Origin of the sequence: Streptomyces ferrugineus (assembly GCF_015160855.1) — a bacterium.
In the GTDB taxonomy this organism is placed as follows: Bacteria; Actinomycetota; Actinomycetes; order Streptomycetales; family Streptomycetaceae; genus Streptomyces; species Streptomyces ferrugineus.
Genome location: NZ_CP063373.1, coordinates 2,589,801 through 2,610,242, shown reverse-complemented (window position 1 = coordinate 2,610,242; position 20,442 = coordinate 2,589,801). Strand labels below are relative to the sequence as shown.

The following is a 20,442-nucleotide window of genomic DNA, read 5'->3' as shown; positions in this document are numbered from 1 at the left end:
ACTGACAAGGCACAGAGCCGGATCACTACGCGAGCTATGTCCGGTTCTCAGCCGGCGTCATGTCCGGTTCGCGATGGGCGTCATGTCCGGTCGATGGGCGATGTCGCGGCGGGGCTGTCGCGCTGGGGCGGAACGCGGGCGTCCGGGTGGGGCAGGGCCGGGCCCGGGTGGGGTTCCTCGGTCCCGGCCGGGCCCTTGACCAGGGCGCGCAGTTCCCGGACCTCCTCCTCCAGCGCGCGGTGGCGCTGGTAGGCGTCGTACAGGTAGCGGACCTTGGTACGCAGCACCCAGGGGTCGGTGGGCTTCATGACCAGGTCGGCGACGCCGAGTCCGAAGGCGGTGGCGGTCAGTTCGTGGTCGGCGTCGAAGCCGGTGAGCAGGATGACCGGTATGTTCTGGGTCTGTTCCAGGCGCCGCAGGTAACGGACCACGTCCAGTCCGCTGACGCCGGGCATGCGGACGTCCAGGAGGAGCAGGCCGACCTGGCCGCGCAGCACCTGCTTGAGCGCCTCGTCACCGCTGGTGGCACGGGCGAGCCGGTAGCCCAGCGGAGCCAGGGCGCTCTCCAGGGCGTACAGCGTTTCCTCGTGGTCGTCCACGATGAGGATCTTGGCATCCGACGGCATGGCCCGACGTCCCTCCCGCATGGACATTCAGGGTGTGTACGGGCGCTGACGGGGAGTGCGTGTCAGTTGACATGGAGTGCACAGCGCAGCATGCCCCGCGCGGGCCGCCGTGTCACTCCCCCGGGAGGGCCGACGGGCGTCAGTTCGCCGTGGGCGCAGCGCCGTTGACCGTGTCCTCGGCGATGCTCTCGTGGTGCCGGATCACCTCGGCGATGATGAAGTTGAGGAACTTCTCGGCGAAGGCGGGGTCGAGCTTGGCGTTCTCGGCGAGGGTGCGCAGCCGGGCGATCTGGCGGCCCTCGCGCGCGGGGTCGGCGGGCGGGAGCTGGTGCCGGGCCTTGAGGTGGCCGACCTGCTGGGTGCACTTGAAGCGTTCGGCGAGCATGTGGACGACGGCCGCGTCGATGTTGTCGATGCTGTCGCGCAGCCGGGCGAGCTCCTCACGGACGGCGGGGTCGACTTCGCCTGGGAACGTGTTGCTGGTCATGGGGGCTCAGCCTACGGGGCGCCTCAGGTGGTCGTCCGTTCGATCACGGGCGGGTCGTCGGGGTCGGGGACCTGGTGGCTCCAGCCGCCGGGCACGGTGCGGCCCTGCTGGGCGCGGAAGCGGACCGGGGCCATGCCGACGCGGCGGGTGAACAGGCGGGAGAAGTAGGCGGGGTCGTCGTAGCCGACGCGGCGGGCGACGGCCGCCACGGGGAGTTCGGTGGCGGCGAGGAGTTCCTTGGCGCGGCCCAGGCGGATGCCGAGCAGATAGTCCTTGGGGCTGCATCCGGCGCCCCTGCGGACGGCCGTGCGCAGTTCGGCGGGGGTCATGCCGTGCCGGGCGGCGTGGTCGGCGACGGTCAGCGGGAGGCAGGCGTCGCGGGCGAGGGCCTTGAGGACGAGGTCGCCGTCCGGGGCGAGGTCGGCACGCGCGCGGCGCAGGGCGACGAGGAGTTCGTGGACGGCGGCGCCGGTCTCGACCTCCAGGAGGGGGTTGTCGCGGCGGGCGGCGCGGGCCATGCGGCCGATGACGGCACGCGGCCCTGAGGCGTCGGAGAGGGGCACGACGGGGCGGTCCGGCTCGATGTAGCCGAGTTCGGTGTACGAGGCGGTGGCGGGCCCGGCGAAGTCGACGAAGCCCTCGTCCCAGCCGGTGCCCGGGTCGGGCGCGTAGTGGTGCGGGACGCCGGGGGTGAGCCACAGCAGGGCGGGTGCGGTGACGGTCCTGCGGCGTCCGTCGGGGTCGGCGTACCAGCCGCCGCCGGTGCTGATCACGACGGCGACGTGGTGGTCCAGGGCCCGGGGTCCGACGGTGGGCAGCGCGCCGTACTGGAGGCCGACGCCGAGGCAGACGAGGCCGAGGCGGTGGTGGGCGGGGCCGGGCGTGAAGAAGCGCATCCAGGTGTGGTACATCCGCGCACCCCCTCTGTTCGGTCCAAGCAGCGCCGATCTTTGTCCATGGACCCTGACCTGCGCCAGGGGCGAGGGTGGGGCGCATGAGCGAGTTCACGGTGGGGGACGAAGACTTCCTGCTGGACGGCCGGCCGGTGCGGCTGCTGTCCGGCGCGCTGCACTACTTCCGGGTGCACGAGGCGCGGTGGGGGCACCGGCTGGCGATGCTGCGGGCGATGGGCCTCAACTGCGTGGAGACGTATGTGCCGTGGAACCTCCACGAGCCGCGGCCGGGGCAGGTCCGGGACGTGGCCGCGCTCGGGCGTTTCCTGGACGCCGTCCGGGAGGCGGGGCTGTGGGCGATCGTGCGGCCGGGTCCGTACATCTGCGCCGAGTGGGAGAACGGCGGGCTGCCGCACTGGGTGACGGCCGAGGTGGGGGCACGCGCGCGTACACGTGACGAGCGCTATATGGGGCGCGTGGCGGACTGGTTCGCACGGCTGCTGCCCGAGATCGTGCCCCGGCAGATCGACCGCGGCGGACCGGTGATCATGGTGCAGGTCGAGAACGAGTACGGCAGCTACGGCTCGGACGCGGAGTATCTGCGCCGCCTGGCCGAGTTGCTGCGCGAACTCGGCGTCAGCGTGCCGCTGTTCACCTCGGACGGCCCCGAGGACCACATGCTCTCCGGCGGCTCGCTCCCGGGCGTCCTGGCGACGGTGAACTTCGGCTCGCACGCGCGCGCGGCGTTCGAGACACTGCGCCGGCACCGCCCCGCAGGCCCGCTGATGTGCATGGAGTTCTGGTGCGGCTGGTTCGACCACTGGGGCGGCGAGCATGCCGTACGGGATCCCGGCGACGCGGCGGCGGCCCTGCGGGAGATCCTGGAGTGCGGGGCCTCGGTCAACCTGTACATGGCGCACGGCGGCACGAGCTTCGCGGGCTGGGCGGGCGCCAACCGGGGCGGCGGCGCTCTGCACGACGGCCCGCTGGAGCCCGATGTGACGTCGTACGACTACGACGCCCCGGTCGACGAGTACGGCCGCCCCACCGAGAAGTTCCGGGCCTTGCGCGAGGTCCTCGCCGAGTACGCCGACGGCCCCCTGCCCGAAGTTCCGCCCGCGCCCGCCGCGTTGAGCGCGCCGGCCGAGGTGGCCCTGACCGACTGGGCGCCCCTGGACGCGGTACTGGAGGCGCTGGGCGGGCCGGAGACGTCCGGCGCCGTCCCGCCCACCTTCGAGGAACTGGGCGTCGAGCGGGGACTGGTGCGGTACGAGGTGACCGTGCCGGGGCCGCGGCAGCCGTATCCGCTGACGGTGCGCGGGCTGCGGGACCTCGCCGTGGTGTACGTCGACGGGGAGCGGGCCGGGGTGCTCACCGAGGACGACGCCTGCCTCAAGGAGCCCGTCGCCGGGTACGCGCGCGTGGAGCTGTGGGTGGAGTCGCTGGGGAGGGTCAACTACGGGCCGCGCCTGGGCGAGCCCAAGGGGATCACCGGGGGCCTCCTGCACGAACGGCAGTATCTGCACGACGTACGCGCGCGTGGGCTGCGGCTGGAGGCGCTGGACGACGCCGGGGTGGTCCGGGCGGTGCCGTCGCGGGAGCTGCCGGAGGAGGGCGCACCGGGGCTGTACCGGGGCGGCGTCACGGTGCGGGGTGCCGGTGACGCCCGGCTGGAGCTGCCGGGCTGGACCCGTGGGTTCGTGTGGGTCAACGGCTTCGCTCTCGGCCGGTACTGGTCGGCCGGCCCGCAGCGCTCGCTGTACGTCCCGGGGCCGGTGCTGCGGGAGGGCGGCAACGAGGTGTGGGTGCTGGAGCTGGAGGGGACGGCCCGGTGGGGGTCCGGCGAGGCGGGTGCCCCGGTGCTCCGGGCCGTCTGATATGCCGGTCGCCTACAGCGCGGACGCCGCCCGGGCGATGTCCCGCGCGAAGTGGCTGACCTCGGTGTAGACGCCGGGCACACCGGTGCGGGCGCAGCCGTCGCCCCAGCTGACGATGCCGACCTGGATCCACTTGCCCGCGTCGTCCTTGCGGAACATGGGGCCGCCGGAGTCGCCCTGGCAGGTGTCGATGCCGCCGCTCTGCCAGCCGGCGCACAGTTCCTCCTTCGACACCAGTTGGCTGCCGTAGTGGCGCTTGCACACGCGGTCGGCGACGAAGGGAACGGTGGCCTTGCGGAGCTTGGTCGTGCCCGTGCCGGCTCCCTCCCGGGTGTCTCCCCATCCGGCGATCGTGAACATGCCGCGGTTGTACTGGCCCGTGGTGGCGATCTTCAGCGTGGGCTTGTCGACGGGCCGGGCGAGCTTGATCAGCGCCCAGTCCTTGCCGGTGCCGTCGTAGCCCGGGGCCACCTTGACCTTGGTCGACTTGACCTTGATCGCGGCGGACGAGTTGAGGTCGTTGACACCCGCGGTGACGGTGATGCTGGTGTTGTTGCCGGAGCCCGGCAGGCAGTGGGCCGCGGTGAGTACGACGTCCTTCTTGTAGAGCGCCCCGCCGCAGCCCATGGACAGATGGACCATGAACGGGAACTCGTTCTGCGCGGCAGCCGTTCCCCCGACGACACGGGTGGACGCGGCCTGCGCGCTGACCGGCTGAAGGGAGGCGACCGCGAGTGCGACCGCACCGGCCGCCGCCGCTCTCTTCGCCAGGGAAAGGCCGCTTCTCCTGGATATGTGATGGCTCAACGTGGGTCCTTTCGTGGGGGGTTGAGCGACCCGGAGTATGAAGATCGAGCGGCGTGCATGACAAGGACGGATCTCACGTCCCGGGCATGGAACCTCACCAGGGAAAATCCCCTCACATCCCCGTAGAGTGGAATCGGGTTCAAGGCGTCGTGGGGGTAAGGGCGTGGCGAACGGCGGACCGGTCCAGCACGGCTTCCCGCACCTGGAGACGGTGCGGGCCGCCATCAACGCGCTCTACAAGCGGCTGTCGTACGACACGATCCAGACGTTCGCGACGAGCGTGGCGCCGGCCGACGTGGCGTTCTGCGACACCGACGATCTGTATCTGGGCGCGCAGCGGGTGGCCCACGAACTGGTGCGGCACTACCACCTGCCGGACGCCCGGATGATCGTCGGCTTCCGGGAGATGAACCACGCGGCGAACGTCGAACTCGCCGCCGGGCCCGAGTACTTCATCGAGCTGAACGACCGCTTCCGCACCCATCGCCGGGACATCGGCGCGGCCCTCGCCCACGAGGTGATGCATGTGTATCTGCACCGCCTGGGCCTGTCCTTCCCGGGCACGCGCGACAACGAGATCCTCACGGACACGGCGACGACGTATCTGGGCGCGGGCTGGCTGCTCCTCGACGCCTACCGGGAGGACGCGGCGTCGTCGCAGAAGCTGGGGTATCTGACGCCGGAGGAGTTCGGCTACGTCCTGGCCAAGCGGGCGCTGGTGTTCGCCGAGGACCCGTCGGTGTGGTTCACCAGCCCGCAGGCCTACACGGCGTACGGGAAGGGCATGGCCGAGGCCCGCCGCGACGAGCAGCAGCCGCCGCTGACGTCGGCCGGCTGGGCGGGCCGCCGCCGCTACGCCCGCGATCGGCGGCACGCCCAGGACCATCACGGGGCCGGGCCGCGACCGGGGGTGCCGTACGCGTTCACGCCGGACGGGCGGGGGCCGCTGCGGGTGTCGTTCCCGTGTCCGACGTGCCGGCAGCGGATTCGGGTGCCGGTGCGGGGACGGGTTCGGGCGCGGTGCGGGTTGTGCCGGACGGTGCTGGAGTGCGACACGTAGGGTTCTCGCCCCCGCCGCCCCTACCCGTCCCATCCCCAGGGGCGCTGCCCCTTCGACCCCGCTGGGGGCTGCCGCCCCCAGACCCCCGCTTCGGCCCTTAAGGGGCCTCGTCCTCAAACGCCGGACGGGCTGGATGGTGCCGACCGGCGCGGGAGAGGTGGCGCACAGCGGGCCGAAGTGAGCGCCTTGTCCTCGAACTCCGGACAGGCCTGATGGTGCCAACCGGCGCGGGAGAGATGGCGCACAGCAGGCCGAAGCGAGCGCCTTGTCCTCGAACTCCGGACGGGCCGGATGGTGTCGACCGGCGCTGAAGCATCGCCCTATGCCCCGTACACCGCCCCCGGCACCTCCGCCTCTCCCAGCAGCTTGAGTGCCGTCTCCCCCGCCTCCTCCGGCGTCCACCGGGCGCCCTTGTCGGCCGTCGGTCCCGCGCGCCAGCCCTCCATGACGGTGATCCGGCCGCCCTCCGCCTCGAAGACCCGGCCGGTGACGCCCTCGCTCGCGGCCGAGCCCAGCCAGACGACCAGGGGTGAGACGTTCTCCGGGGCCATGGCGTCGAAGCCGGTGTCGGGGGCCGCCATCGACTCCGCGAAGGTGTGTTCCGTCATGCGTGTGCGGGCCGCCGGGGCGATCGCGTTGACCTGGATGCCGTAGCGGGCCAGTTCGGCCGCCGCGACCAGGGTGAGGCCGACGATTCCGGCCTTCGCGGCGCTGTAGCCGCACTGCCCGAGCGAGCCCAGCAGCCCCGCCCCGCTGCTGGTGTTGACGATCCGCGCGACCGGCCTGCGCCCCGCCTTGGCCTCGGCCCGCCAGTGCGCGGCCGCGTGCTTCAGGGGGAGGAAGTGACCCTTGAGGTGGACGCGTACGACGGCGTCCCAGTCGTCGTCGTCGAGGTTGACCAGCATCCGGTCGCGCAGGAACCCGGCGTTGTTGACGAGGGTGTCGAGGCGGCCGTACGTCTCCAGCGCGGCCGCCACCAGCGAGGCCGCCCCGGCGCCGGTCGCGATGTCACCGCCGTGCGCGACGGCCTCACCGCCCGCCGCGCGGATCTCGGCGACGACCTGTCGGGCGGGGCTGCCGGCGGGGGCCTGTGCCCCGGCGCCGCGGGTGCCGTCGAGGCCGACGTCGAGGTCGTTGACGACGACCCTCGCCCCCGCGGCGGCGAACGCGAGCGCGTGCGCGCGCCCGAGCCCCCGCCCCGCGCCGGTGACCACGACAACCCGTCCCTCACACATCCGGCTCATGTCATGCCTCCTTGTTGACCGTTGCGGCGTCCAGGAACGCGGGCCGTTCGCCCCCGCCGTGCACGAGCAGGCTCGCCCCGCTGATGTAGGCGGCGGCGTCGGAGGCGAGGAAGACGGCCGCCGTGCCGACGTCGGCGGGTTCGGCGAGACGGCCGAGCGGCACCGTGCGGGAGACCTCGGCGATGCCGTCGTCGCCTCCGTAGTGCAGGTGGGCCAGCTCGGTGCGGACCATGCCGACGACGAGCGTGTTGACGCGCACCTCCGGCGCCCACTCGACCGCCATCGAGCGCGCCAGGCTGTCCAGCCCGGCCTTGGCCGCCCCGTAGGCCGCCGAGCCGGGCGAGGGGCGACCGCCGCTGACGCTGCCGACCATCACGACCGAGCCCCTCGACCGCTTCAGCTGCTCGTACGCGGCCAGGGACGCCGTCAGCGGGGCGACGAGGTTCAGCTCGATGACGCGGGCATGCCGCTCGGCATCCGCGTCCGTCAGCCGTCGGTACGGTGTGCCGCCCGCGTTGTTGACGAGGACGTCGACGCGGGGCAGGGCGGCGAAGAAGGCCCGTACGGCTCGCGGGTCGCGCAGGTCGACGGGCCTGAACTCGACGCCCTTGACCGGGACTTCGGGCGGTCTGCGCGCACAGGTCACGACGTCGGCGCCGGCCTCGGCGAAAGCCCGCGCGATCCCGGCACCGACGCCTCGCGTACCGCCGGTGACGACGACGGTCCGGCCGGTCGGTCGCGGCTCGTGAGAGTTATCCACAGGCTCTCCCGCTCGTCTGTGTCGACTGCTAGCTTCGAAGCCACACACCTAACAAATGTTTGGTGGAAAGCGGCTGAGTGCGAAGGTAGCTGATGCGTCCATGGGTGTCTCCACCTCGTCCCCGGAAAAGGGGTCCGGGAAAGAGGGAATCGCCGTCGTCACGGTCGACTTCCCGCCGGTGAACGCCCTGCCGGTGGACGGCTGGTCCGCCCTGGCCGACGCGGTGCGGGCGGCGGGCCGCGATCCGCGGATCCGGTGTGTCGTCCTCGCGGCGGAGGGGCGCGGGTTCAACGCGGGCGTGGACATCAAGGAGATACAGCGGGACGGGCACAGCGCGCTGATCGGCGTCAACCACGCCTGCGCGGACGCCTTCGCCGCGGTCTACGACTGCGAGGTCCCGGTCGTCGCGGCGGTGCACGGCTTCTGCCTGGGCGGCGGTATCGGCCTGGTGGGCAACGCGGACGCGATCGTGGCGAGCGAGGACGCCACCTTCGGGCTGCCCGAGCTGGACCGGGGCGCGCTGGGCGCGGCCACGCATCTGGCCCGGCTGGTCCCCCAGCACCTGATGCGCGCCCTGTACTACACCTCGCGCACGGCGACGGCGGCCGAGCTGCATGCGCACGGCTCGGTGTGGCGCCTGGTGCCGCGCGAGGAACTGCGCGCCGCCGCGCTGGAGCTGGCACGCGAGATCGCCGCGAAGGACGGGCAGCTGCTGCGGCTGGCCAAGGCCGCGATCAACGGCATCGATCCGGTCGACGTCCGCCGCAGCTACCGCTTCGAGCAGGGCTTCACGTTCGAGGCGAATCTCAGCGGGGTGGCCGACCGGGTCCGGGACGGTTTCGGAAAGGACGGTGGCTGAGTGAGCGACAAGACGACGACCGCGGACGAGGTGGTGTCCCGGCTGCGCGACGGCATGACCCTGGGCATCGGCGGCTGGGGCTCGCGCCGCAAACCGATGGCCCTGGTGCGCGCCCTGCTGCGCTCCGAGGTCACCGACCTCACGATCGTCTCGTACGGCGGCCCCGACGTCGGCATGCTGGCGGCCGCCGGACGCATCCGCAAACTGGTCACCCCCTTCGTCACCCTCGACTCGATCCCGCTGGAGCCGCACTATCGAGCGGCCCGTGAGCGCGGTGCCTTCGAACTGATGGAGATCGACGAGGCGATGTTCATGTGGGGACTGCACGCCGCCGCGAACCGGCTGCCGTTCCTGCCGGTGCGGGCCGGGATCGGTTCGGACGTCATGCGCGTCAATCCGGGCCTGCGGACGGTGACTTCGCCGTACGACGACGGGGAGACCTTCGTGGCCATGCCGGCCCTGCGGCTGGACGCGGCCCTGGTCCACGTCGGCCGCGCCGACCGGCGGGGCAACGGCCGGTATCTGGGGCCCGACCCGTATTTCGACGACCTGTTCTGCGAGGCGGCGGAGACAGCTTACGTCTCGTGCGAACGGATCGTCGACACGGCCGAGCTGACGAAGGAGGCACCCCCGCAGTCCCTGCTGATCAAGCGGCACACGGTGACGGGGGTCGTCGAGGCTCCGAACGGCGCGCACTTCACGTCCTGCGCACCCGACTACGGCCGGGACGAGGCCTTCCAGAAGACGTATGCGACCACACCCTGGCCCGAGTTCGCGGCACGGTTCCTGGGCGGGGACGAGCAGGCGTACCAGTCGGCGGTCGGGGAGGGGTCATGGAGGTCATGACGGAGGGCACCGGCACCGGGTCCGCGGACGTCACCCGTGCCGAGTACTGCGTGATCGCCTGCGCCGAGGCCTGGCGGGACGACGGGGAGGTGCTGGCCAGTCCGATGGGCCTGATCCCGGCCATCGGTGCCCGCCTCGCGCGCCGCGCCTTCGCGCCGGATCTGCTGCTGACCGACGGGGAGGCGCTGCTCGTCGCGCCGGACGGCACCGTCGAGGGCTGGCTGCCCTATCGGCAGCACCTCGCCCTGGTCACCGGCGGCCGGCGGCACGTGATGATGGGCGCGAGCCAGATCGACCGGTACGGCAACCAGAACATCTCCTGCATCGGCGACTGGGAGCGGCCGAAGCGGCAGTTGCTGGGGGTGCGCGGGGCACCGGTCAACACGCTCAACAACCCGACCAGTTACTGGGTCCCCCGGCACTCCAGGCGCGTCTTCGTGGAGAAGGTCGACATGGTGTGCGGGGTCGGCTACGACCGCGTGGGCGACGCCGCCCGCTATCACCGCATCCCCCGTGTCGTCTCCGACCTGGGCGTCTTCGATTTCGACACCCCGGACCACTCGATGCGGCCGGTCTCGCTCCATCCGGGGGTCACACCGGAGCAGGTGCGGGAGGCGACCGCGTTCGAGCTGACCGTCCCGGACGACGTCCCGCACACCCGCGCACCCACCGCCGAGGAACTGCGGCTCATCCGCGAGGTGCTCGACCCGGAGAACACCCGGGCCAGGGAGGTCGGTGTGTGATGGAGACGCCGCTGACCCGGCTGGTCGGGGTCCGCCACCCGATCGTGCAGACGGGGATGGGCTGGGTGGCGGGGCCGCGGCTGGTCTCGGCGACGGCGAACGCGGGGGCGCTGGGCATCCTGGCCTCGGCGACGATGACGGTGGACCGGCTGCGCGCGGCGATACGGGAGGTCAAGTCCCGTACGGACGCGCCGTTCGGGGTGAACCTGCGGGCGGACGCCTCGGACGCGGGCGACCGGGTGAGCGTGATGATCGACGAGGGGGTGCGGGTGGCCTCCTTCGCCCTCGCGCCTTCCCGTGAGCTGATGGCCGGGCTCAAGGAGGCCGACGTGGTCGTCATTCCCTCGATCGGCGCCCGGCGGCATGCCGAGAAGGTCGCCGCCTGGGGTGCGGACGCCGTGATCGTGCAGGGTGGGGAGGGCGGCGGGCACACCGGTGAGGTGGCGACGACGGTGCTGCTGCCGCAGGTCGTGGACGCCGTGGAGATACCGGTCGTGGCGGCGGGCGGCTTCTTCGACGGGCGGGGACTGGCCGCGGCGCTGGCCTACGGGGCGGCGGGCATCGCCATGGGCACGCGGTTCCTGCTCACCTCGGACTCGACGGTGCCGCAGGCGGTCAAGGCGCGGTATCTGGCGGCGACGGTACGGGACGTCACGGTCACGACGGCCGTGGACGGCCTGCCCCATCGCATGCTGCGCACCGAACTGGTCGACGCGCTCGAGCACTCCGGACGTGTGCGGGCTCTTCTCCGGGCGGTCCGCAGGGCGGCCGGCTACCGGAAGCTGTCCGGCACCAGCTGGCGCCGGATGCTCCAGGACGGTCGCGCGCTCCGGCACGGCAAGGACCTGACCTTCAGCCAGGTCCTGCTCGCCGCGAACACGCCGATGCTGCTGAAGGCGTCCATGGTGGACGGCCGTACGGATCTGGGGGTGATGGCGTCCGGGCAGGTCGCCGGGGTGATCGACGACCTGCCGTCGTGCGCGGAACTGGTGGAGCGGATCATGAAGGAGGCGGAGGAGACGTGCCGGCGTCTCACAGCCTCTCGATGATCGTCACGTTGGCCTGTCCCCCGCCCTCGCACATGGTCTGGAGTCCGAACCGGCCTCCGGTGCGCTCCAGTTCGTGCAGCAGGGTCGTCATCAGCTTGGCTCCGGTGGCGCCCAGAGGGTGCCCCAGGGCGATCGCACCGCCGTTGACATTGACCCTGTCGGGATCCGCGCCGGTCTCCTTCAGCCAGGCCAGGACGACGGGCGCGAAGGCCTCGTTGATCTCGACGAGGTCGATGTCGTCGATGGACAGGCCGGTCTTCTTCAGGGCGTGGGCGGTGGCGGGTATCGGGGCGGTGAGCATGCGGATGGGATCCTCACCGCGCACCGAGAGGTGGTGCACCCGGGCCCGGGGCGTGAGCCCATGCTCGCGCACCGCCCGCTCCGAGGCCAGCAGCATCGCCGCCGCGCCGTCGGAGACCTGTGAGGAACAGGCCGCGGTGATCGTGCCGCCGTCGATGACCGGCTTCAGCCCGGCCATCTTCTCCAGCGAGGTGTCCCGGCGCGGCCCTTCGTCGAAGCCGACCTGGCCGTACGCCACGGTCTCCCGCTCGAAGCGCCCCTCGTCGATCGCCCGCAGCGCCCGCCGGTGCGAGCGCAGCGCGAACTCCTCCTGGTCCTGCCGGGTGATCCCCCACTTGGCGGCGATCATCTCGGCGCCGACGAACTGGTTGACGGGCTTCTCCCCGTACCGCGCCCGCCAGCCCTCGCTGCCGGCGAAGGGACCGGCGGTCAGCCCGAGCGGCTCGGCGGCCTGCCGGGTGGCGAAGGCGATGGGGATCATCGACATGTTCTGCACGCCGCCCGCGACCACCAGGTCCTGGGTGCCGGACAGCACGCCCTGCGCGGCGAAGTGCACGGCCTGCTGCGAGGACCCGCACTGCCGGTCCACGGTCACACCCGGCACCTCCTCGGGCAGCCCGGCCGCCAGCCAGCAGGTCCGCGCGATGTCGCCGGCCTGTGGCCCGACCGCGTCCAGACAGCCGAAGACGACGTCCTCGACGGCGGCCGGGTCCATGCCCGCGCGCGAGACGAGTTCCTTGAGGACATGCGCGCCCAGGTCGGCCGGATGGACCCCGCTGAGCCCTCCTCCGCGCCGCCCGACGGGCGTACGGACCGCTTCGACGATGTAGGCCTCGGCCATGGCAACTCCCCAATGGGACCAGTGGGTTATGTGCGTACAGCGATCCCGTCCAGCACCATCGACAGGTACTGCCGGGCGATCTCCTCCGGGCTGTGCTGTCCGCCGGGCCGGTACCAGGACGCGGCGACCCACACCGTGTCGCGGACGAACCGGTAGGTGAGCCGGACGTCGAGGTCGGACCGGAACACACCGGCCGCGACGCCGCGCTCCAGCGTGGACAGCCACGCCTTCTCGAATCTGCGCTGGGAATCGGCGAGGAACGCGAACCGTTCCTGCGCCACCAGTTGCTTGTTCTCCTTCTGGTAGATCGCGACGGCGGCGCGGTGCCGGTCGATCTCCCGGAACGACTCGGTGACCAGGGCTTCGAGGGTTTCGCGGGGTCCGAGCTCGGCGCCCAGGACGGTGTCGTAGCCGCCCCAGAGCTCGTCGAGGAAGGTCCGCAGGATCTCCTCCAGCATCGACTCCTTGGAGTCGAAGTGGTAGTAGAGGCTGCCCGCGAGCATGCCCGCGTGGTCCGCGATCTTGCGTACGGTCGTGGCGTTGTAGCCCTGCTCGGCGAAGACCTCGGCGGCGGTGTCGAGGAGTTCGCGCCGCCGGGCGGCCTGGGCGGCGGCGGTCACCTGGGGCTTCTTCTTGGTCGGCACGGGTCCATTGTGGTCCTAGGGATGCTGGCTGCTGACGGAGACGATCTCTCCGGTCAGGTACGACGAGTAGCCCGACGCGAGGAAGACGATCACGTTGGCCACCTCCCATGGCTCGGCGTACCGCCCGAAGGCCTCGCGGGCGGTGAGCTCCTCCAGCAGTTCCGGGGTGGTCACCTTGGCCAGATGGGGGTGCATGGCGAGGCTCGGTGCCACGGCGTTCACCCGCACCCCGTACTCGGCCGCCTCGATCGCCGCGCACCGGGTCAGCGCCATCACACCCGCCTTGGCGGCCGCGTAGTGCGCCTGGCCGGCCTGGGCGCGCCAGCCGACGACGGAGGCGTTGTTGACGATCACGCCGCCGGTGTCACGCAGGTGGCGCAGGGCGGCCCGGGTACATCGGAAGGTGCCGTTCAAGGTCACGTCGAGGACCTTCGACCACTGCTCGTCGGTCATGTCGACGAGCGGCGAAGTCCCGCCGAGGCCCGCGTTGTTGACGACGACGTCGAGCCGGCCGTGTTCCCGCACGGCGGTGTCGAACAGGGCCCGCACCTGCGCCTCGTCGGTGACGTCGCACACCGCGGACGTCACCGCGCCCTCGAACCGACGGGCCAGCTCGCCCTCGTGCTCCTTCAGCCGGCGCGCGTGCGCGTCGCTGATCAGCACCCGCGCGCCCTCCTCCAGGAAGCGGCGCGCGGTCGCCCCGCCGATGCCGGCACCGGCCGCCGCGGTGATGACGGCGGTGCGGCCGCGGAGCAGCCCGTGCCCGGGAACGTACGCCGGCGCCTCGACGTTTGTCATAGCAGCACGCTAACCTACCAAACACTTGTTAGGGAAGAGAATCTGTAGGGCTCGCAGGAAGGGAGGGCGACCGTGGATCTCACCCACTGCGCCGCCGACGAGGCGTTCCGCGCCGAGGCCCGCGCCTGGCTCCATGCGCATGTGCCGCCCGATCCGCTCCCCTCCCTGGAGACCGAGGAGGGCTTCGCGGCGCACCGGGCGTGGGAGGCCGAGCTGGCCGCGGACCGCTGGTCGGTGGTGAACTGGCCGGCGGTGTACGGCGGTCGGGACGCCTCACTCGTACGGTGGCTGCTGTTCGAGGAGGAGTACTACGCGGCGGGCGCACCGGGCCGCGTCGGTCAGAACGGCGTCAGTCTCCTGGCCCCGACCCTCTTCGACCACGGCACGGCCGAGCAGCGCGCGCGTGTGCTTCCGTCCATGGCGACCGGCGAGGTGATCTGGGCGCAGGCGTGGTCGGAGCCGGAGGCGGGCTCGGACCTGGCCTCGCTCCGGTCGAGGGCCGTGCGCGCGGACGGGGGCTGGCTGCTGTCGGGCCAGAAGACCTGGTCCTCGCGCGCCGCCTTCGCCGACCGCGCGTTCGGCCTGTTCCGCAGCGACCCGGACGCCCCCAAGCCCCACCAGGGGCTGACCTACCTGATGTTCGACCTGCGCGCCCCCGGCGTCACGGTCCGTCCCATCGCCCGCCTGGACGGCAAGCCCGCCTTCGCCGAGCTGTTCCTGGACGAGGTGTTCGTGCCGGACGAGGACGTGATCGGCGAGCCGGGCCGCGGGTGGCGGATCGCGATGTCGACGGCGGGCAACGAACGCGGTCTGATGCTGCGCTCCCCCGGCCGTTTCCTGGCGAGCGCCGACCGCCTCCACCGCCTCTGGCAGGACCGGGGCAGCCCGCAGAGCACCGAGAGCCGCGTGGCCGACGCCCTGATCGGCGCCCGCGCCTACCAGCTCTTCACCTTCGCCGCCGCCTCCCGCTTCCTCGACGGCGAGTCGATCGGCCCGGAGTCCAGCCTGAACAAGGTGTTCTGGTCGGAGTTCGACATCGCGCTGCACGAGACGGCCCTCGATCTCCTGGACGCCGACGGCGAGCGGGCCGACACCGACTGGTCCGAGCGGTACGTCTTCGCCCTGGCCGGCCCCATCTACGCGGGGACGAACGAGATCCAGCGCGACATCATCGCCGAGCGGCTGCTCGGCCTGCCGAAGGGGCGACGCTGATGAGGTTCCTCCTCGACGCCGAGCAGCGGGCCTTCGCCGACTCCCTGGACGCGATGCTGACGGCGGCGGACACACCGTCGGTCGTACGGGAGTGGAGCCGGGGCGAGCATGCGAGCGGCCGGGCGCTGTGGTCCCGTATCGCCGAGGCGGGCGTGTTCGCGCTGGCGGTCCCCGAGGCCTACGAGGGGCTGGGCCCGCGGCCCGTCGAACTCGCCGTCGCCTTTGTGGAGTTGGGCCGCCATGCGGTGCCGGGGCCCGTCGTGGAGACCGTCACGGCGGCCGCCCTGCTCGGCGGGCTGGCGGACCCCGGCCCGGCCAAGCGGCTGCTGCCGGCGCTGGCGGCGGGCGAGGCCGTGGCGACGCTGGCGTGGACGGCGCCGTACGCCCTGGACGGCGACGCGGCCACCACCCGCCTCGCGCTCACCCCCGACGGTCTGCGCCTCTCCCCCGGCCACGGCCCCGTGCGCCCCTCCCTGGATCCGGCCCGCCGCCTGACTCCTCTCGAACCCGGCGGTGAACTCCTCAGTCCCGACCCGCCCACCGCCCACGCCCTAGCCCTCGCCCGTCTCACCACCGCAGCCCAAGCCCTCGGCGTCGGGCTCGCCCTGCTCGACAAGACGGTCGGCCACGTCAAGGGGCGCAGCCAGTTCGGCGTCCCCATAGGCTCCTTCCAGGCCGTCAAGCATCGCCTGGCCGATGCGAAGATCGCCCTGGAGTTCGCCCGGCCCCTGGTCCTCGGCGCCGCGCTCACCATGGCGCCCGCGGACATTGCCGCCGCCAAGGTGGCCGCCGGTGAGGCCGCGTACGCCACCGCCCGCACCGCGCTGCAGTTGCACGGCGCGATCGGTTACACGGCGGAGCTCGACCTGTCGCTGTGGCTGACCAAGGCCCGCGCGCTGCGCTCCGCCTGGGGCGGCCCGGACGTGTGCCGGGCGGAGGTCCTGCTCAGTGGTGGTGATCGCCGCTGGTGACCTCGCGGTACTCCGCCACCGTCGGCTTGGTGATCCGCGACCGGGGCCCGAACATCGCCAGCGCCAGCCGGGCCCGCACCCGCTGGGAGACGGTGACCCGGCGCCGGACGCCGTTCGCGTCGACGCGCTCGCCGATCTCGTACGGCGGATGCTGCTCGTGCTGGGTGAGGGTGAACAGCTGGCCCTGGGTGACCGGCTCGTGCACCTCGATGTACTCGCCGTGCGGCAGCCGCTTGATGATGCCGGTCTCCCTGCCGTGCAGCACCTTGTCCCGGTCCCGGCGCTGCAGTCCGAGACAGATCCGCTTGGTCACGTAGTAGGTGAGGACCGGCACGACGAAGACCGAGATCCGTACGAACCAGGTGATCGAGTTGATGGACAGATGCAGATGCGTGGCCACGATGTCGTTGCCGCCGCCGATCAGCAGCACCGCGTACAGGCTCAGCCAGGCCGCGCCGAGCCCGGTGCGCACGGGCATGTTGCGGGGCCGGTCGAGGATGTGGTGCTCACGCTTGTCGCCGGTGATCCACGCCTCCAGGAAGGGGTACAGGCCGAGCGCGAGCAGGATCAGCGGGAACAGCGAGAAGGGGATGAAGACGCCCAGTTCCAGGGTGTGGCCCCAGGCGTTGAGCTCCCATCCCGGCATCACCCGGATCAGTCCCTCGGAGAAGCCCAGATACCAGTCGGGCTGGGCCCCGGTGGTCACCAGGTCGGGGCGGTAGGGGCCGAACGCCCACACCGGGTTGATGCCGGCGATGCCGCCCATGATCGTCAGCACGCCGAAGACCAGGAAGAAGAAGCCGCCCGCCTTGGCGATGTACACCGGCAGGAAGGGCATGCCGACGACCGACTTCTGGTCGCGGCCGGGGCCGGGGTACTGGGTGTGCTTGTGGTAGAAGACCAGGATCAGATGGGCGACCACCAGGCCGAGCATGATCCCGGGCAGCAGCAGGATGTGGACCGGGTACAGCCGGGCGATGAAGTCCTCGCCGGGGAACTCCCCGCCGAAGAGGAAGAACGCCAGGTAGGTGCCCACGATCGGGACGGACAGGATCGCGCCGTGCGCGAACCTGAGGCCGGTGCCGGACAGCAGGTCGTCGGGGAGGGAGTAGCCGGTCAGGCCGGTGATGATGCCGAGCATCAGCAGGGTCCAGCCGAACACCCAGTTCAGCTCGCGCGGCTTGCGGAAGGCGCCGGTGAAGAACACCCGCATCATGTGCACGAGCATGCCGGTGACGAAGACCAGCGCCGCCCAGTGGTGGATCTGCCGCATGAGCAGCCCGCCGCGGACGTCGAAGCTGATGTCGAGCGTGGACTCGTAGGCCCTGGTCATCAGGACGCCGTTGAGCGGCTCGTAGGTGCCGTTGTAGACGACCTCGTTGGTGCTCGGGTCGAAGAACAGGGTGAGGTAGACGCCGGTGAGGATCAGGATCAGGAAGCTGTAGAGGCAGACCTCGCCCAGCATGAAGGACCAGTGGTCCGGGAAGACCTTGCGCATATTGGCTTTGGCCAGCGCGTAGAGGCCGAGCCGCCCGTCGGCCCAGTCGGCGACCTTCTCGCCCTTCCCGGGCGGAGCCGCTCTCCGTGCAGTCGTCCCGTCGTTCTCCGATCGCGCGCCGTCCATACGTCGCCTCCCCGTCGGATCAACCACAGGGTGACACGGCCCCACAGGCCTCGCCAACGGGGCGAACGCCCCGGCTCACGGTCGGTGCGGCCGTACGATCCCCTGCGCCCGCGCCGCCACCAGCCACTTCGGGAACTCCCCGAGCAGACGGTCGTACAGCTCGGCGTCGGACATCCTGCGCGGGTCCGAACCGGCGTGGAAGAACCCGGCGTTGTCGACGACCCGCCTGTCCGGCACCGCCAGCTCGTCGAGCTTGCGCAGATAGTCGAACTGCTTGCTGTTCGGGTCCCCGAAGCCGATGAACTGCCAGAACAGCGGAAGCCGGGCCGCCTTGCACAGATACCGTTCCGCGGCGAGCTTGTTGATGGGGCCGCCGTCGGTCTGGAACACGACCAGGGCGGGGTCCGTCGAGCCGCTGTCCAGGTAGTGGTCGATGACGGCGTCCATGGCCAGGTGGTAGCTGGTCTTGCCCATGTGCCCGAGCCCGGCCGCGATCCGCTCGATCCGCCCCCGGTGATCGGCCAGCGCGATGTCGGTGACGGCGTCGACGTCGGTGGAGAAGAAGACGACCGGCACGATCCCGTCGTCGTCGAGGTGGGCCGACAGCCCGAGCACCCGGTCGGCCAGGGCCTGCACGCTGCCGTCCTTGTAGTACGGCCGCATCGACCCGGAGTAGTCGACGACCAGGTAGACCGCGGCCCGCACCCCGTCCAGTCCGTGCTTGCGCAGCGACACCCCGGCGCTCTTGTACAGGCTGACCAGCGCGGGCGCGGTCTCCTCCACCTTGCTGAGACTGATCGCGGCCATGTCTTGTCTCCCCCTTGACGCACCGGTCCGGCTGCCGAGGCTACGGCACCTCGGCCCCACCTCTCCCACCGTCCACGGGCATTGGTTATTTTGTTCGGCGCCGTCCCCACCGGCTCACTGATCGTTCCGTCCCTGGAGGAGCCGGCGTGGAGCCCGAGTCCACCGTCACCACCTGTTATCGCCACCCCAAGGTGGCGTCCTACGTCCGCTGTACCCGCTGCGACCGCTACATCTGCCCGGACTGCATGCGGGAGGCGTCCGTCGGCCACCAGTGCGTGGAGTGTGTGAAGGAGGGCGCCCGGTCGGTGCGGCAGGCCCGGACGGTCGTCGGCGGGCGGATCGCCGAGACAGCCGTCGTGACGTACCTCCTGATCGCCCTCAACATCCTGGTCTACCTGGCCGAGCTGGCGTTTCCGGAGATCATCGGGCGGTTGTCGATGGTCGGGTTCCGGCTGGCCGGGCTTGACGCCGGCTACTACCCCGACGTCGGCGGCGTTCTGGGGAACTTCCACACCGAGGGTGTCGCCGCAGGTGAGTGGGAGCGGCTGATCACCAGCGCGTTCCTGCATCTGCCGCCCACGGAGGGCACGTTCGGGATTCTGCACATCGTGATGAACATGGCCGCGCTGTGGCACCTCGGACACCTCCTGGAGATCCAGCTCGGCCGGGTCCGCTACCTCGCTCTCTATCTCCTGTCGGCGCTCGGCGGCTCCGTCATGGAACTGCTCCTCACCCACCCTGCCCGGGAGTCGGTCGGCGCCTCGGGGGCGATCTTCGGTCTCGGCGCCGCGTACTACGTGCTGGCCCGCCGGGTCGGTGCGGACATGCGGCCGGTCAACCGGTTCATGGTGTTCCTGCTGCTGTGGTTGCTGCTGTCCGCCGGCCTGACCTCCTGGCAGGGCCACCTCGGCGGGCTGCTGACCGGTGCCGTGGTGACGCTCGCCTACGCCTACGCCCCACGCGGACCGCGCCGGGCCGTGATCCAGGTGGCCGCGTGCGTGGGTGTGCTGGTGCTGCTGGCCGTGGTCGCCACCGCCAGGGTCTCGGATCTGACGGGCGGAGGACTGACACTGTGAGACGCACCGGAATCCTGCTGTTCGCGGCCGCCCCCGTGGTCATCGCCGCGGCCGCCTACTTCCTCGTCCCCACCGACTCCGCCGAGGGCCCGGCCGAGCCCCCCGCCGCCACCGCGCAGCAGTCGACCCGCCAGGAGGCCAAGAACCGCGCCGAGCAGGAGCGGTCGGCGGACGACAAGCTGATCGCGAGCCTGCCACCGGGTCTGGCCGACCCGGCGAAGAAGGAACTGGCCCAGCAGCTCGTGTCCACGGCCGAGAACTCGACCCTGAACTGGCGCGACACCTACGGCTACATCGAGGACCTCGACGACGGCCAGGGCTACACCGCCGGCGTCATCGGCTTCTGCACCGGCACCCACGACCTGCTCGCCCTGGTCGAGCGCTACACCGCCGACCACCCGGACAACGGACTCGCCGAGTACCTGCCCGCCCTGCGCGCGGTCGACGGCACCGACTCCCACGAGGGACTCGACCCCGGCTTCACGGCCGCCTGGAAGGCGGAGTCCGAGGTGACCGCCTTCCGCGAGGCCCAGCTCGCCGAGCGCGACCGCGCCTACTTCGACCCGGCCGTCCGCCTCGCCAAGCTCGACGGCCTGGGCACGCTGGGCCAGTTCGTCTACTACGACGCGATGGTCTTCCACGGCCCGGGCATCGACGAGGACGGCTTCTACGTCCTGCGCGAACGCGCCCTGCGCAAGGCGGAGTCCCCCTCCCAGGGCGGCTCCGAGAAGGCCTACCTGGACGCCTTCCTCGACGTCCGCCGCACGGCCATGCGGGAGAAGCGGCCGAACACCGACACCACCCGCATCGACACGGCCCAGCGACGGTTCCTTTCCGACGGGAATCTGCAGTTGCGGACGCCTCTGCGGTGGCAGGTGTACGGGGAGACGTACCGGGTGCCCTAGGGGTGTTTCGAAA

General features: G+C 71.6%; 21 protein-coding genes. 10 read left to right on the top strand and 11 right to left on the bottom strand.

Features of this window, described 5'->3' with window-relative positions:
- Positions 1-80: 80 nt before the first annotated feature.
- From IM697_RS11885 to IM697_RS11875, 3 genes are all read right to left on the bottom strand, one after another.
- Positions 81-626, bottom strand: a complete 546-nt coding sequence (locus IM697_RS11885) for a response regulator (RefSeq protein WP_194049679.1) — start codon at positions 624-626, stop codon at positions 81-83.
- A 139-nt stretch (positions 627-765) separates the two neighbouring features.
- Entirely contained in the window at positions 766-1,113 is a 348-nt protein-coding gene (locus tag IM697_RS11880) for a chorismate mutase (RefSeq protein ID WP_194047356.1), read from the bottom strand.
- Between the two features lie 23 nt (positions 1,114-1,136).
- On the bottom strand, positions 1,137-2,024 hold the full coding sequence (locus IM697_RS11875) for a helix-turn-helix domain-containing protein (RefSeq protein ID WP_194047354.1): 888 nt from the start codon (positions 2,022-2,024) through the stop codon (positions 1,137-1,139).
- An 83-nt stretch (positions 2,025-2,107) separates the two neighbouring features.
- Between IM697_RS11875 and IM697_RS11870 the strand changes: the two genes are divergently transcribed.
- On the top strand, positions 2,108-3,883 hold the full coding sequence (locus IM697_RS11870) for a glycoside hydrolase family 35 protein (protein ID WP_194047352.1): 1,776 nt from the start codon (positions 2,108-2,110) through the stop codon (positions 3,881-3,883).
- Between the two features lie 12 nt (positions 3,884-3,895).
- Here the strand turns inward: IM697_RS11870 and IM697_RS11865 are convergent, their stop codons facing one another.
- Positions 3,896-4,690, bottom strand: coding sequence for a S1 family peptidase (locus IM697_RS11865; protein ID WP_228044627.1), 795 nt, complete (start codon positions 4,688-4,690; stop codon positions 3,896-3,898).
- A 163-nt stretch (positions 4,691-4,853) separates the two neighbouring features.
- Between IM697_RS11865 and IM697_RS11860 the strand changes: the two genes are divergently transcribed.
- A complete protein-coding gene (locus tag IM697_RS11860) occupies positions 4,854-5,750 on the top strand; it encodes a hypothetical protein (RefSeq protein ID WP_194047350.1) in 897 nt (298 codons plus the stop codon).
- Between the two features lie 320 nt (positions 5,751-6,070).
- On the opposite strand, the gene IM697_RS11855 is transcribed toward IM697_RS11860, so the two are convergent.
- A complete protein-coding gene (locus tag IM697_RS11855) occupies positions 6,071-6,994 on the bottom strand; it encodes an SDR family oxidoreductase (protein WP_194047348.1) in 924 nt (307 codons plus the stop codon).
- Position 6,995: 1 nt separating this feature from the next.
- The gene (locus IM697_RS11850; RefSeq protein WP_194047346.1) at positions 6,996-7,754 is read right to left on the bottom strand and encodes an SDR family oxidoreductase; all 759 of its coding nucleotides are present in this window, start codon (positions 7,752-7,754) and stop codon (positions 6,996-6,998) included.
- Between the two features lie 100 nt (positions 7,755-7,854).
- Here IM697_RS11850 and IM697_RS11845 point away from each other — a divergent pair, with 100 nt between their 5' ends.
- Genes IM697_RS11845 through IM697_RS11830 form a run of 4 tightly spaced genes read left to right on the top strand, consistent with a single transcriptional unit; the run spans position 7,855 to position 11,251 of the window.
- Positions 7,855-8,613 carry an enoyl-CoA hydratase family protein gene (locus tag IM697_RS11845; protein ID WP_194047344.1) on the top strand — a complete coding sequence of 253 codons (759 nt, stop codon included), beginning with the start codon at positions 7,855-7,857 and terminating at the stop codon, positions 8,611-8,613.
- Positions 8,614-9,459: a CoA transferase subunit A gene (locus tag IM697_RS11840; protein ID WP_194047342.1), complete on the top strand. Its 846-nt coding sequence runs from the start codon at positions 8,614-8,616 to the stop codon at positions 9,457-9,459.
- Positions 9,456-10,202: a CoA-transferase subunit beta gene (locus IM697_RS11835; protein ID WP_194049677.1), complete on the top strand. Its 747-nt coding sequence runs from the start codon at positions 9,456-9,458 to the stop codon at positions 10,200-10,202. The genes IM697_RS11840 and IM697_RS11835 overlap by 4 nt, the downstream gene beginning before the upstream one ends.
- Positions 10,202-11,251 carry an NAD(P)H-dependent flavin oxidoreductase gene (locus tag IM697_RS11830; RefSeq protein ID WP_194047340.1) on the top strand — a complete coding sequence of 350 codons (1,050 nt, stop codon included), beginning with the start codon at positions 10,202-10,204 and terminating at the stop codon, positions 11,249-11,251. The genes IM697_RS11835 and IM697_RS11830 overlap by 1 nt, the downstream gene beginning before the upstream one ends.
- Here the strand turns inward: IM697_RS11830 and IM697_RS11825 are convergent.
- Genes IM697_RS11825 through IM697_RS11815 form a run of 3 tightly spaced genes read right to left on the bottom strand, consistent with a single transcriptional unit; the run spans position 11,235 to position 13,834 of the window.
- A complete protein-coding gene (locus tag IM697_RS11825) occupies positions 11,235-12,392 on the bottom strand; it encodes an acetyl-CoA C-acetyltransferase (protein ID WP_194047338.1) in 1,158 nt (385 codons plus the stop codon). The genes IM697_RS11830 and IM697_RS11825 overlap by 17 nt on opposite strands.
- Before the next feature lie 26 nt (positions 12,393-12,418).
- Positions 12,419-13,036 (bottom strand): TetR/AcrR family transcriptional regulator, encoded by a 618-nt coding sequence (locus tag IM697_RS11820; RefSeq protein WP_194047336.1) that lies wholly within the window; start codon positions 13,034-13,036, stop codon positions 12,419-12,421.
- Positions 13,037-13,051: 15 nt separating this feature from the next.
- Complete coding sequence (locus IM697_RS11815) at positions 13,052-13,834, bottom strand: SDR family oxidoreductase (protein WP_194047334.1); 783 nt, start codon at positions 13,832-13,834, stop codon at positions 13,052-13,054.
- Between the two features lie 72 nt (positions 13,835-13,906).
- On the opposite strand from IM697_RS11815, the gene IM697_RS11810 reads away from it, so the two are divergent.
- Entirely contained in the window at positions 13,907-15,046 is a 1,140-nt protein-coding gene (locus tag IM697_RS11810) for an acyl-CoA dehydrogenase family protein (protein ID WP_194047332.1), read from the top strand.
- On the top strand, positions 15,046-16,017 hold the full coding sequence (locus IM697_RS11805) for an acyl-CoA dehydrogenase family protein (RefSeq protein WP_194047330.1): 972 nt from the start codon (positions 15,046-15,048) through the stop codon (positions 16,015-16,017). The genes IM697_RS11810 and IM697_RS11805 overlap by 1 nt, the downstream gene beginning before the upstream one ends.
- Here the strand turns inward: IM697_RS11805 and qcrB are convergent.
- Together qcrB and IM697_RS11795 are read right to left on the bottom strand one after the other, a co-directional pair.
- Positions 15,992-17,641: a cytochrome bc1 complex cytochrome b subunit gene (gene qcrB / locus IM697_RS11800; protein ID WP_194047328.1), complete on the bottom strand. Its 1,650-nt coding sequence runs from the start codon at positions 17,639-17,641 to the stop codon at positions 15,992-15,994. The genes IM697_RS11805 and qcrB overlap by 26 nt on opposite strands.
- Before the next feature lie 75 nt (positions 17,642-17,716).
- The gene (locus IM697_RS11795) at positions 17,717-18,448 is read right to left on the bottom strand and encodes a vWA domain-containing protein (RefSeq protein WP_194047326.1); all 732 of its coding nucleotides are present in this window, start codon (positions 18,446-18,448) and stop codon (positions 17,717-17,719) included.
- A 146-nt stretch (positions 18,449-18,594) separates the two neighbouring features.
- On the opposite strand from IM697_RS11795, the gene IM697_RS11790 reads away from it, so the two are divergent.
- Both IM697_RS11790 and IM697_RS11785 read left to right on the top strand, forming a co-directional pair.
- Positions 18,595-19,524: a rhomboid family intramembrane serine protease gene (locus IM697_RS11790; RefSeq protein ID WP_194047324.1), complete on the top strand. Its 930-nt coding sequence runs from the start codon at positions 18,595-18,597 to the stop codon at positions 19,522-19,524.
- Positions 19,521-20,429: a chitosanase gene (locus IM697_RS11785; protein WP_194047322.1), complete on the top strand. Its 909-nt coding sequence runs from the start codon at positions 19,521-19,523 to the stop codon at positions 20,427-20,429. Before IM697_RS11790 ends, IM697_RS11785 begins: the two co-directional genes overlap by 4 nt.
- Positions 20,430-20,442: the final 13 nt, after the last annotated feature.

Excerpts from the sequence above, each read along its gene's own strand:
- IM697_RS11875 (WP_194047354.1), bottom strand. The coding sequence starts at position 2,024 with ATGTACCACACCTGGATGCGCTTCTTCACGCCCGGCCCCGCCCACCAC.
- IM697_RS11855 (WP_194047348.1), bottom strand. The coding sequence starts at position 6,994 with ATGAGCCGGATGTGTGAGGGACGGGTTGTCGTGGTCACCGGCGCGGGG.
- IM697_RS11845 (WP_194047344.1), top strand. The coding sequence starts at position 7,855 with ATGGGTGTCTCCACCTCGTCCCCGGAAAAGGGGTCCGGGAAAGAGGGA.
- IM697_RS11830 (WP_194047340.1), top strand. The coding sequence starts at position 10,202 with ATGGAGACGCCGCTGACCCGGCTGGTCGGGGTCCGCCACCCGATCGTG.
- qcrB (WP_194047328.1), bottom strand. The coding sequence starts at position 17,641 with ATGGACGGCGCGCGATCGGAGAACGACGGGACGACTGCACGGAGAGCG.
- IM697_RS11885 (WP_194049679.1), bottom strand. The coding sequence starts at position 626 with ATGCCGTCGGATGCCAAGATCCTCATCGTGGACGACCACGAGGAAACG.
- IM697_RS11870 (WP_194047352.1), top strand. The coding sequence starts at position 2,108 with ATGAGCGAGTTCACGGTGGGGGACGAAGACTTCCTGCTGGACGGCCGG.
- IM697_RS11880 (WP_194047356.1), bottom strand. The coding sequence starts at position 1,113 with ATGACCAGCAACACGTTCCCAGGCGAAGTCGACCCCGCCGTCCGTGAG.
- IM697_RS11795 (WP_194047326.1), bottom strand. The coding sequence starts at position 18,448 with ATGGCCGCGATCAGTCTCAGCAAGGTGGAGGAGACCGCGCCCGCGCTG.
- IM697_RS11805 (WP_194047330.1), top strand. The coding sequence starts at position 15,046 with ATGAGGTTCCTCCTCGACGCCGAGCAGCGGGCCTTCGCCGACTCCCTG.
- IM697_RS11825 (WP_194047338.1), bottom strand. The coding sequence starts at position 12,392 with ATGGCCGAGGCCTACATCGTCGAAGCGGTCCGTACGCCCGTCGGGCGG.
- IM697_RS11815 (WP_194047334.1), bottom strand. The coding sequence starts at position 13,834 with ATGACAAACGTCGAGGCGCCGGCGTACGTTCCCGGGCACGGGCTGCTC.
- IM697_RS11835 (WP_194049677.1), top strand. The coding sequence starts at position 9,456 with ATGACGGAGGGCACCGGCACCGGGTCCGCGGACGTCACCCGTGCCGAG.